The following is a 12,550-nucleotide window of genomic DNA, read 5'->3' on the forward strand; positions in this document are numbered from 1 at the left end:
TCAGAGTCACTGTCAGAATCAGAGTCGCTGTCAGAATCAGAGTCACTGTCAGAGTCGATCGCTGTCAGAATCCGAATCGCTGTCCGAATCCGAGTCGCTGTCCGAATCCGAGTCGCTGTCAGAATCAGAGTCGCTGTCAGAATCAGAGTCCTGTCCAATCCGAATCACTGTCCGAATCAGAGTCGCTGTCAGAATCAGAGTCGCTGTCAGAATCAGAGTCACTGTCCGAATCAGAGTCGCTGTCAGAGTCAGAATCGCTGTCAGAATCAGAGTCACTGTCCGAATCAGAGTCGCTGTCACTATCCGAATCGCTGTCCGAATCAGAGTCGCTGTCAGAATCAGAGTCGCTGTCAGAGTCAGAGTCGCTGTCGCAATCCGAATCAGAGTCCGAATCAGAATCGCTGTCAGAATCAGAGTCACTGTCCGAATCAGAGTCGCTGTCCGAATCAGAGTCGCAGTCGCTGTCGCTATCCGAATCAGAGTCCGAATCAGAATCGCTGTCAGAATCAGAGTCGCTGTCAGAGTCAGAATCGCTGTCAGAGTCCGAGTCGCTGTCACAGTCCGAGTCACTGTCAGAGTCAGAGTCAGAATCGCTGTCAGAATCCGAGTCGCTGTCAGAGTCAGAGTCGCTGTCAGAATCAGAGTCACTGTCCGAATCAGAGTCGCTGTCAGAATCAGAGTCGCTGTCAGAATCAGAGTCGCTGTCAGAATCAGAGTCGCTGTCAGAGTCAGAGTCGCTGTCAGAGTCAGAATCGCTATCAGAGTCAGAATCGCTGTCCGAATCAGAGTCACTGTCAGAATCAGAGTCGCTGTCAGAGTCGGAGTCACTGTCAGAGTCGCTGTCAGAATCAGAGTCGCTGTCCGAATCAGAATCACTGTCAGAATCAGAGTCGCTGTCCGAATCCGAGTCACTGTCAGAGTCCGAATCAGAGTCAGAGTCGCTGTCAGAGTCAGATTCGCTGTCGGTATCCGAGTCGCTGTCAGAATCCGAGTCGCTGTCAGAATCCGAATCGCTGTCAGAGTCAGAATCACTGTCCGAATCCGAGTCACTGTCAGAATCAGAGTCACCGTCAGAATCCGAGTCACTGTCAGAGTCAGAGTCAGAGTCGCTGTCAGAATCAGAGTCGCTGTCAGAATCTGAATCGCTGTCAGAGTCAGAATCACTGTCCGAGTCAGAGTCGCTGTCGCTATCCGAGTCGCTGTCAGAGTCCGAGTCGCTGTCGCTGTCAGAATCCGAGTCACTGTCAGAGTCCGAGTCACTGTCAGAATCAGAGTCGGAGTCACTGTCAGAATCAGAGTCGCTGTCAGAGTCAGAGTCGCTGTCAGAGTCAGAATCACTGTCAGAATCCGAGTCACTGTCAGAGTCAGAGTCGCTGTCAGAATCAGAGTCGCTGTCAGAATCAGAGTCGCTGTCAGAATCAGAGTCGCTGTCAGAATCAGAGTCACTGTCAGAATCCGAATCGCTGTCAGAGTCAGAGTCACAGTCAGAGTCGCTGTCAGAGTCAGAATCGCTGTCCGAATCAGAGTCACTGTCCGAATCAGAGTCGCTATCAGAGTCCGAATCGCTGTCGCTGTCAGAGTCCGAATCGCTGTCAGAATCAGAGTCCGAGTCACTGTCAGAATCAGAGTCCGAGTCGCTGTCCGAATCAGAGTCGCTGTCAGAGTCAGAATCGCTGTCGCTGTCAGAGTCCGAGTCACTGTCAGAATCAGAGTCGCTGTCAGAATCAGAGTCGCTATCAGAGTCAGAGTCGCTGTCAGAGTCGTTATTTAAATTATTATTTTTATCGCTGTCATGTGCCCACCACAGAATTCCTGCTGCGGTTAGCGGTACAGATAACCATGCCCATGGAGATGCAGCTCCATCATGGTAAAGCAGCGGTTCTATACTATCGATATAACTATAAGTGATATGATCTAATAATACCCCATTACTGTCAGTAAACTGTACCCACAATAACTTATGATTATTATCTTCAAAAACCAAACTATTATCGGTTGAATAATTACTACCGTTAAAGAAATCAATTATTACTATTTGTTCACCATTTTTTAAAGTAATAATTGCATTTCTACCGTCCTGTCTAATTTCAGAAACATCATCTTTATTTACTTTTATTAAAATAACTGATGCTTCGGAAAGAGAGACTGTATCCTTAGTCGTAGTTTCTAAGGTTTCATGACTCTCCTTAGAAACTACCCTTATCTCAGACATATTTATTCCCCTTCGTAGGATTATTTAATTAAACCAATCCAATTTAGAGCTCTTAAATTTTATTAAATAAGAAGAGCCCAAATTAAGGAATAAATTAGATAAAACAAAGGTCAACCTCAACGCACAAAGTAATTGTAAACATGAATTGCATCACAAAAAATGCAGCAACAACTAGTTTATTTATTAATCAAATAAAACTCAAAAATAATAAATATTGTTTTTCAAAAACTTACTAACAAATAATACTTAAAATATGCTTTTAATATTTTTATGTTTTAAAACACAACTAATAAAAACCACACATTTAAAACAAAATCTTATCTTTATTAATATCTATATAGCTTTTAAATATTTAAAAGCTATATAGATATACATTTATTATCTTTCTCGTAATGCTTCTTTGGCTTTATTGAATGGTTTAAGTAAGTAATCCAGCACCGTCTTTTCACCCGTACGAATATCTACCGTTGCCACCATACCCGGTGTAATACTGTATGCCTTACCCTCTTTATTATAAAGTTTGTCTGAATCGGTTCGAATATAAACACGATAATAGAATTGATCTTGTTTAACTTCATCACGAATTGTGTCTGGGGAAATAACCGTAACCTTACCTTTTAACCCCCCATAAATTGAATAGTCATAGGCGGTAATCTTAACCAGTGCTTCTTGCCCCGGTCGAATAAACGCAATGTCACGCGGTAAAATACGCGCTTCAATAAGCAGCTGTTCATCAATCGGTACAATGGTCATCAACTTGCCATTTTGCGGAATAACACCGCCATGAGTTGTAACCGCAATTTCTTTTATGACACCACGTACTGGTGCTTTAAAGACTGCGCGATCCAAGCTGTCACTACGACCCAGTACGACTTGTTGTTGCGTTTCAATATCAGTATTGGCTTTAGATAACTCTTCACGAGCCTGCACAAAATACTGGTTCTGTACATCATTCATTTTATTTTGCAAATCATTTGCTTCACGACGTAATCGTAAAACCTCAACCTCACTGGCTGCACCTTTAGCAACTAACGGTTCAGTCATTGCCAGTTCTTGTTGTACCAGTTGCAAAGCCTGTCTAAAACCTGCAAGTGTTTGTTCTAGATTGGCTCTGCGGGACGCATATAATGCCGTTTCTTCATGTACAAGTTTTGGTTCTTTCAGCACAATTTCAGGAAAAGCCAATGGTGTGCCGTTTACCTCTGCACGTAAGCGTGCTGAAGTTGCCTGAGCAGAGATCAGTAAAGATCTTGATTCACCGACATTCGATGCAAAACGGGTTGGATCTAATTGCGCAAGAATTTCGCCCTTTTGAACAATATCGCCTTCTTGTACATTCAGCTTGGTTAAAATACCGCCTTCTAAGGACTGGATGACCTGCTCTTTAGACGATGGAACTACTTTACCCGTGCCGGTAGAGACTTCTTCAAGTTTAAATACCCATGCCCAGATAAAGAAAATAACTAAACCAATCCCCACAATCCAGATCACTAAGCTGGCACGTGGTAATGGTGGTTCAGTATAAGAGACATTCATTGAACGGGTGAGTTCTTGTTCTTGTTTTGGTTCGCTCATGAATTACCCCCTTGCACTTGTCTTTGTTGGGCTGTTGATTGATTAAGGACCTGATCTCTTGGACCATCCATCACGATTTTGCCATCGTTAACGACAATGATACGGTCCACCAGTTCTAAAACAGCGCGGCGGTGAGTCGCAACCACCAAGGTTCGATGGGCCAGCCATCCTTTTAAATGATCAATCAATTGTTTCTCTGCCACATCATCAATCGCTGCTGTTGGTTCATCGAGTAATAAAATATTAGGTTGACGAATCAATAGACGAGCCAATAACAACGCTTGTTTCTGACCACCAGAGAAACCAACCCCACCTTCTAAAATTAGGTGGTCTAGTCCTTCTTTTTTCTCTTGGACAAAAGGTAATGCACCTGTCACCACTAAAGCTCGAAGAATCTCTTCATCAGTTGCAAGCGGTGCACCCAAAGTGAGGTTCTCGCGAATCGTACCGTAGAAAAGATGTGCGTTCTGGTTAAGTAAACCCATATCACGACGTACATCAGATGGGTCAATTAAAGAAAGATCTAAGCCATCTAAATGCACTGAACCTTGAATAGGAAATTGCATGCCAGATAGGAGCTGAAGCAATGTCGATTTACCTGCTCCATTACGCCCTAAAATTGCGACTCGTTCGCCCGCACGAATTTTTAAGTGCCGAATTGCAAGGCTTGGACGTGGTTCATCTTCACTGTATTGGAACAAGACATTTTTTAATTCGTAGTCGCCATTTAAAGCAGCCTTATGTACCAGATGCGAACGCTCTGGCTGATCGATTGGGCGTTGCATGAGTTCATCCAGACTTTGTTTGGCAACTTTCGCCTGCTGTAAACGTCCTAAAACACCCGTAATTTGTGCAATCGGTGCCAACATGCGTGAAGATAAAATTGAACAGGCCACTAATGCACCCGTAGTCATTTCACCATCCATCACCGCAAAACATCCCACCAAAACCACAAATGCGTAGGTCAAGCCTTGAATCTTTTGAGTCCATGCCATTAAGGTACCGACAATTTTACGTTGTTTCATACCGATATCGGCTGAAACTTCATTCATGTGGTTCCACTGGTTCTGAAAACGCGATTCAGCACGCAACAACTTGATATCTTCAATACCCTGCACCGCTTCAACCAGAATAGCATTACGGATTGAAGATTCTCTCATACCCTCTTGTGCGAGTTGCGCTAGCTTCTTCTGTACCAGAATACCCGGCAAAATCATAAGCGGTACAACCAGCAACATCACCCAAAACAGTTTCCCGCCAATAATGGCAAAGATGGTCAGGAACAGGAAAAAGAATGGAAAATCGGCAATTGCACTAATGGTGGTAGAGGTCACCAGTTCACGAACACCTTCGAGCTCACGAATCTGCGAAATAAAACTACCTGTAGATTTTGAACGATCTTTATTTTTGATTCTTAAGGCATGACCAAATACACGGTCAGAGACAAGTAAATCTGCTCGTTTACCAATAATATCGGATAGATAAACTCGGGACACACGTAAGATAAACTCAAAAATAGCAGCAATAAGCACACCACCAGCCAGCACCCATAAGGTTGGAACAGACTGTGAAGGCACAACGCGGTCATAGACCTGCATTGAGAAAACAATAGTTGCCAGTGCCAAAATATTGGCAATGAGTGAGGCAAACATAATATCAACGTAGCGCTTCCAGTCTCTTAGAACAATTGACCAGAACCAGCTTGCTTCATAGGGTTTGATATATTCATCAATACGCGCATCGGGAATAGAGCTTTCAGGACGCAGGATATAGACATTCTTAATGGTATTTTTTAAGACATCTAGGCTTAAATTTTGAGAAAGTCCCTGATCCCCACTAAACTGGATACTGACATTTCCTTGAGTATCGGCTTTATCGACAACACCGACCTGCCCGTCATGAAACTCGACCAGAACAGGTAAACGCCACGGATTAAGTAAATCTAATGAAAAAGGCACCTTACGCAGATTTAGCCCAACCTGACGTGTCATTAACTGTAAAACATCATCAAGGTTTTGATTCTGGTTCCAGTCAAGTTGTAAACGGATTCTTTCTTCGGAAGGCTCAATTCGATAATGTTTAGCAATCGTTAAGACCGCCTGTAACCAGGGCTGGTAATTTATTTTTGTCATCATGGTTGTACTTCGAACCCCTGAATTGAAATATTATTTAAGCCATAGGCTTGGCGGGAACGTCCTGTTGCCGAGATGTATTGCACAATACTGTTGTAGATGTCATAACGTGCGGTTTCGAGTTCTGAATTGGCACTATGAATAGCCTGCTCTGCATTTAATAAATCGACCAATGAGCGTGTACCAAGTTTGTACTGCTCTTGATAAAGTTCACGTGTACGAACAGTCGTGGCCTGACGATTGGTCAGTACCTGCATTTGGCGTTGTTTATTTTCAATTTGCTCACGGCTGGTTCTAATCTGATCAAGAACATCCATATAAACTGAATTGACCTGAGATTTAGCTGCTTCTTCTGCATAGCTTGCCATTTTGACCTGAGAAGAAACTGCCCCACCTTGATAAAACTGGCTGGTTGCTTCAAGCATGACAGAACTATATAAGCCGTCATCTTTATCATTATTTGGGTTTCTGCCATTAATGGCCTGACTTAAAGAACCTTTGACCGCCAAAGTCGGATAACGTGTTAAACGAGTCTGTTCCTTTTGTGCTTTAGCAACTTCAACACCCGCTTGCGCTGCAATCATTTTTGGAATGGTATTAAACTCAGGCTCATTATAGAGACCAGATTGCTTTACCAAATCATCAGGAATGACCCATACCTTATTAAAAACATCTACTCCTACCAGAGTTCTTAGATGTTGCTGGTACTGACGTAATAAAGATTGTTGAGCAATGAGTGTCGACTGTGCAGATTCTAAATATGTTTGTGCCTGAACTGGGTCAGCTTGGCTACTAATACCGGCATTTGCACGTAAATTGGCAATTTCCTGAATTCGCTGAATCCCGGCAATTTGCTGTTCGGCAATCTTATTTAATTGAAGGTAACGCTGAATATTGACAATCGACTGCGCCACATCAAGTGCAATATCATCAATGCTGACCAGCACATTGGCCTGCTCGACTTGTACTTTGGCACGCTGAACCGATACACCTGATTTTACTTTGCCAAAATCAAAAAGCATTTGAGTCGCAGATAACGTGAGTAACTGTCTCCCCCGCTCACCACTACCCAAATCACCTGTCGTTATTCCACCTGAAAGCTGGGGATAATAACCCGCCTTGGCATAATCAATACCTGCGTTTTGGCCAGCTAAAGTTGAAATGGCTTGAGAAATATTAGGGTTTCGTTGAACCGCATATTGAATCGCATCAATTAAACTGACTTGATTGCTCCACATCGCAGTAGACGTCGGTAAATAGTTCCCATCATTTCCTAGTCGTTGAAATTGGCTCTGATCAAACCCTAAATTGCTTAATTTTTGGAAATCGACAGATCGGTAGCTTTCATCTGGCGTGGGTTTAAAGAGTTGAGAAACTTTTTTTGTTAAGCTTTTTCCCGAGTTAACAGACGCGGTCTCTGCCTTTGTAATTGATATTGATACACTAGAAGCAATACAAAAATATAAAAAAAACTTCGTACCTGATCTGATTATAAGTTGGAAATCATTGTGGGAAAAAGGCAATTTACTCATTAGAAGATCTAATCTCTTGAAATATTGTAAAACAATCCAAAACTCAGTTAAAAATTATCAAAAATATTAAATTCCATACTTTAAATAAATAATTTTCAGAATAATTTTCTTTGCGAAAAAATAAAGTAAAAAATGATTAATTTTTAGAACCAGCAACTAAATATCTAATTTATTTATAGTTTAAATTATAAAAATGAGTTTTAAACACATATATTTAAAACCAATTAAACACCTACAAAAACTATAAAATTCAATTATTAGAATAAATAATTCCCATAAAAAAAACCTACCTCTTGGGGAAGTGGTAGGCTATAAACTCTAAAAAATCATATTATTAAAAATATATTATTTATTTAAATTCATCAATAATGATTTATTTAAAATAAAATTAAAACACATGATTAAAAGCATATTAAATGCATAAAATATTTTCTATTTATATTAGAGCACAACACATTTACTTTAAAAACGTTGCCAATAGTAGCCCTTTTACATTTACATCTTTATAAAAATATATGATCTTTATGTGAGATCCAAATAAGCAAATACAGCCTTTTCAACTCGCTGCTGTAAAGAAAAGAACTTCTTTTAAACTAGCAAGATGTCATAATTTCTTAAATATAATCAACCTTTTCCCGAGTACAAAACTGAGCCAACTAAAACCGCTTGTCCTGCAATGCTGACATGTAATATTGAATCTGTTTTCTCAACTGTCACTAGAACTCGTCCCGGTTTTTTTATTGCGAGACCTTGATACCCCCAATAACTTACTTTCTGGTCACATTCGATTAAATCGTGATGAACAAGGTACGCTCCTGCTGGACCATTTGCATTACCAGTTACAGGATCTTCATTAATACCGATTGCAGGTGCGAACATTCGACCATAGGTAATAGGTTCTTGCTTACTACCTTCCAAGGCAAATGGGAAAAAACCATTGCAACCTATTTCAGCGCTAATAGCTTTCAGTTTTTCATTGTTAGGAATTAATTCATCAAGCTTACTTCTGCTCAGCATTGGCACCATCACCTTGGAATGCCCCGTCGTGACAACTTGTATTGGCAAGTCCGCAAAATCGCTCTCGCTTACACCCAGTGCGCTTGCAAGTTCAGCCCTTTGATTCGCATTAAAAGGTGGTAAAAACTCTACGCGACCTTGAGTCATTTTCACCAATAATGCTTCTGGACTTCCAAATATTGAAACGGGTAAATGACCTGCCCCCGTTTTTGCGATTAATGGATAGTCTGATTGGTGGCCTGTAGTTGCACGTAAAAAATGAGTAGCGATCGTCGCATGTCCACATATTGGGACTTCATTTGTTGGCGTAAAATATCGAACATGTATGGCATGGCTTTGATCTTTAGGTAACAAAACAAAGGCTGTTTCTGAATACCCTACGAATGCAGCAATATCTTGCATCTCTTGAGTTGTAAGATGGTCAGCGTCTAGCACAACCCCCGCTCGATTTCCTGTATTTGGTTTGGTGGTAAATGCATCAACTACATAAATGGTCGTCATAGCAGAACTCCTCTGTTGTTAACATTGTGATCTCAGAAATAGCTCCCGCCATAACCAGAAAATCTTATTTAATTGCAGCAAAACATGTCATAGCTCTAAAAGGTTTATAGTCGTCTCATATCATTAGTTTTTGAGTCTCTGTAGTGGTTATTTGAATTGTATAAATCTAAACATCGGGGATACTATAGTTTTTATTGCAAACGCATTTTCTAAATATGGAAAGGTATGAACTGGGACGATACTAAAATTTTGTTAGCTATTGGGCGAACTGGCGGGTTGAGCCGCAGTGCAAAATTGCTTGGTATTAGTGTTTCTACCGTACATCGCAGAGCTGTTGAACTGGAGAAAAGTCTCAATGCGATTCTTTTTTCTCGAGACAGTGATGGCTATACACTCACCCACGTTGGAAAACATTTTTTTGCTTTGGCTGAAAAAGCAGAAGAGCATTTAATAGCGATGGAGCGTTACAACGATCAAGGTCAACAATCATTGTTCCGCATTGCTTTACCTGAGTTAATCGGGCAACAGTTGCTCCAATCAAAGCTAACAGCATTGCAACTGAAGCACCCAGATTTACAATTAGAAATCTCAACGAGTGTCGTTCCTGTTGATTTTTCCCGACGGGAAGCTGACATTATTCTTCGACTTGTTCGACCAGAAAGCGGGCGTTACATTATTCGGCGACTTGGCCAACTGGAGTATGGACTTTATTGTAGTAAGGATTATCTCGCCAGTTTCGCAGAGCATGCTGAAGCGGCTGATGATTTACTGAATCATCGTATAATCGGTTGGGACCGAAGCCTTCAATATACTTTCTTAGCACAATGGATGCGTGAACTCACTCAAGATGCAGCACCTGCCTTGTCTTTTGATAACATGCACTCGCAACTTCGAGCAGTCATTGAAGGACAAGGAATTACAGCCCTGCCTTGTTTTGTTGCAAAAGCTTCAGGTTTAATGCAAATACTACCTGAGCAAACTTTAAAACAAGAAGTGTGGTTAATGCGTCATTTAGATACGAAGGATAGTGACTATTCAACGTTGATTAGTGAAACGATTGAAAAAGAACTACAAGAATATCTGTCGTGATAAAAATTAGCTTTTATTCTAATTTTGAATTCGAAAAAGAAATTTTATGTTAAACCGAGTTAGGTCTCGCTCAAGTTGTACAGAGTGATTTTTAGTCAAAATGATTGGCGATAACTATCAAATCTGCTCATAAAAAAGCCGATTTGTGTCAAAATCAGAATTTTGCTTTTTTTGTAGTAGATAAAAATTCTTACCACTATGATTTTAAATTTTTTTTTAAATATGGTTTCAGATAACGGCCATTATGTTAAATAGGTTTCAAAACGATCATTCCCATCGCATTAAAAACTCTTTTGATTCAGTTTCTTCATCTAAGGTTTCTTCTAAAACTTTAAAACCAACAGACTCATAAAATCTGACGCTGTTAGTATTTTGTTGATATACATTTAATTCTAGATTGTTTCTAATTCCCTTAGCATGATTAATTAGTAGTTTACCTATCCCTTTACCTTGCTGCTCGGGAGATACGAAAATTGCAGCTATCGTATTTTCTACTAAAGCGATAAATCCATAAATGTTAGTTGTATCTTCTACAAGGTAAACCTCTGACATTGGAAGATAGATATTTTGCATTTGTACTTTATTATTTTCCCAATATATTTCCGGAATAAAATTATGAGCTTTAACTGATGCATTAAACCATATCTCTGTTAACCCACTAAAATCATTAGTATTTGCCTGTCTAATAGTTATTGAGCTCATAACGTTTTACTCTTAAATTTATTAAAATTATTATAATACACCTTATGCGAAATCTAAAATGGGAGCTATATACCATATTTAAAACGAGTCACAATCATATCTGCGACCGATACGGAGTGCATACTTGAATCAGAGGTTGTGCACAGTAAGGCATATAAACTTGATCAGACCAACTCTTAATTTCATCCCAATCCATTGAGATACTTTTATGTGTTTGAGGAATGGGTTTTCCTTGACAATCTTGAATTAAGTTATCCTGTAACATCACAACAACTCCATGTTATGAAAATAACATTCTTCTAAGTTTCTTTAGGTCGTTACTTTTGCACTAATATAAACTATTTAGTTTAGTGTTTCTAAAATTAACATAATACAGCTTATGCGAAATGTATTTTTTTCTAATATAAATCATAGTTTTATTTTTTAAAAAAGCCCGACTCATAGTACTTGGGCTTTTTTAATGATTTGTCACCTTTCAGGATTACTTATTGATCAACTCTCCACAATTTCATGTAATCTCTATTAATTCTAAAGCACACACATATTCAATGTTCTAAATAGTTATAAGATGACTCACTGCCCTTATCGTACACACATAAGCTTAAGTAATTCGAGTATCTAAAAGCATCTTCCAAAGAGTTTATAACATCTATATGCTCTTTCTTCATAATGACATGGGTTGTGCCGCTGTAACCATGGCTTATGTCCGCTAGCTCAAACCCAAATAACCAAATACAGCCTTTTCAACTCGCTGCTGTAAATAATTTAAATTATTTTCCTCTGCTATGCCTGCCGCGTTAATCATTCCTTTGCTTAAAGCAATCACATCTTGTGCGGCTGTCTGTGCATGTGAAATGCCAGAACGTATAAACAGATCCGAAATTATGGTCTCAAGCTCGTGTTGAAGTTCACTTTCTTCAATGTCTTTTCCAATGAGTTCGGAAGCAAACTCTAGAGTTCGTGCCAACTGCGGACGGCTCAATTGATGTTGCACAGCAGCCTGTATGATCAGTTTTAGTTTATCTTTTAAGTCTGCGGCGTCATGTTGCTGAATGTCTTCAACAATACGACTTGAAAGCTTGGCACGCTCACGTCGAATTAACTCGACGATTAAGGCATCTTTAGATGGAAAGTATTGATATAGGCTACCAATGCTTACACCAGCAAGTTCAGCCACGGCATTTGTGTTAAATCCAGCAAAGCCTAAAGACTCTAAAATGCGAGCAGCCGCCTCTAGAATTGCTTCAAAGGTAGCCACTGAGCGTGCTTGGCGCGGGCGTTTACGTGGGTCTGGAAGTATTTCTGACATGAGGCGAAATGCGAGTATGTAATATGAGTAATCACTCATATAATGACTGAGTCATGTTGATATGACAAGCAAATGATGTTTTTTCAGTTGAACTACAACTCGGCTCAGTCATGGAGTGGTTATGTCTAGAACCTATACTTTTTTTATTCATTTAAGAGCTTTGCCTGCTTGGTTGGCATTACCTCGTGAAAAGCGGGCTGAGTTTAGTGCACAGAAGCTTGAGCCTATTTTTGAGAAGTACCCGACTGTAAAAGTTCGATGGTATGACGTTGAAGCGTTTAGCACTAAAGCCAGTGATATTGCTGTGTTTGAGACGAAATCTCTGCAAGATTATTATTTTGTGATTGATGCAATTCGAGACTCTGAATTCTGTACAGTACCCTACTTTGAGTTTGTAGAGATTATTCCTGCAATTGAAGATGGGTATGTGGAATATGAAAGTTCTTTATAAAATACGTGTAACTTTTTATCAAACCAGTGA

At 40.0% G+C, this 12,550-nt stretch carries 8 protein-coding genes and 1 pseudogene; 2 read left to right on the forward strand and 7 right to left on the reverse strand.

The window, feature by feature from the left end:
- Positions 1 to 1,252: 1,252 nt before the first annotated feature.
- The 5 genes and pseudogenes from HL290_RS18900 to HL290_RS17850 form a co-directional block, all read right to left on the reverse strand.
- A pseudogene (locus tag HL290_RS18900) lies at positions 1,253 to 2,212 on the reverse strand (BapA/Bap/LapF family prefix-like domain-containing protein); the annotation flags it as partial.
- Between the two features lie 378 nt (positions 2,213 to 2,590).
- Positions 2,591 to 3,787 carry an HlyD family type I secretion periplasmic adaptor subunit gene (locus HL290_RS17835; protein WP_198497160.1) on the reverse strand — a complete coding sequence of 399 codons (1,197 nt, stop codon included), beginning with the start codon at positions 3,785 to 3,787 and terminating at the stop codon, positions 2,591 to 2,593.
- The gene (locus HL290_RS17840; RefSeq protein WP_198497161.1) at positions 3,784 to 5,922 is read right to left on the reverse strand and encodes a type I secretion system permease/ATPase; all 2,139 of its coding nucleotides are present in this window, start codon (positions 5,920 to 5,922) and stop codon (positions 3,784 to 3,786) included. Before HL290_RS17840 ends, HL290_RS17835 begins: the two co-directional genes overlap by 4 nt.
- Positions 5,919 to 7,451 carry a TolC family outer membrane protein gene (locus HL290_RS17845; protein ID WP_198497162.1) on the reverse strand — a complete coding sequence of 511 codons (1,533 nt, stop codon included), beginning with the start codon at positions 7,449 to 7,451 and terminating at the stop codon, positions 5,919 to 5,921. Before HL290_RS17845 ends, HL290_RS17840 begins: the two co-directional genes overlap by 4 nt.
- A 624-nt stretch (positions 7,452 to 8,075) precedes the next feature.
- Positions 8,076 to 8,969: a PhzF family isomerase gene (locus tag HL290_RS17850; protein WP_198497163.1), complete on the reverse strand. Its 894-nt coding sequence runs from the start codon at positions 8,967 to 8,969 to the stop codon at positions 8,076 to 8,078.
- 225 nt (positions 8,970 to 9,194) lie between these two features.
- On the opposite strand from HL290_RS17850, the gene HL290_RS17855 reads away from it, so the two are divergent.
- On the forward strand, positions 9,195 to 10,058 hold the full coding sequence (locus HL290_RS17855; RefSeq protein WP_198497164.1) for a LysR family transcriptional regulator: 864 nt from the start codon (positions 9,195 to 9,197) through the stop codon (positions 10,056 to 10,058).
- 267 nt (positions 10,059 to 10,325) lie between these two features.
- Here the strand turns inward: HL290_RS17855 and HL290_RS17860 are convergent, their stop codons facing one another.
- Both HL290_RS17860 and HL290_RS17865 read right to left on the reverse strand, forming a co-directional pair.
- Complete coding sequence (locus HL290_RS17860; RefSeq protein ID WP_198497165.1) at positions 10,326 to 10,760, reverse strand: N-acetyltransferase; 435 nt, start codon at positions 10,758 to 10,760, stop codon at positions 10,326 to 10,328.
- A gap of 709 nt (positions 10,761 to 11,469) precedes the next feature.
- Entirely contained in the window at positions 11,470 to 12,069 is a 600-nt protein-coding gene (locus tag HL290_RS17865; RefSeq protein WP_198497166.1) for a TetR/AcrR family transcriptional regulator, read from the reverse strand.
- Positions 12,070 to 12,190: 121 nt separating this feature from the next.
- Between HL290_RS17865 and HL290_RS17870 the strand changes: the two genes are divergently transcribed.
- Positions 12,191 to 12,520 (forward strand): darcynin family protein, encoded by a 330-nt coding sequence (locus HL290_RS17870; RefSeq protein WP_198497167.1) that lies wholly within the window; start codon positions 12,191 to 12,193, stop codon positions 12,518 to 12,520.
- Positions 12,521 to 12,550 lie beyond the last annotated feature (30 nt).

Origin of the sequence: Acinetobacter sp. AC1-2 (assembly GCF_016124155.1) — a bacterium.
GTDB lineage: Bacteria > Pseudomonadota > Gammaproteobacteria > Pseudomonadales > Moraxellaceae > Acinetobacter > Acinetobacter calcoaceticus.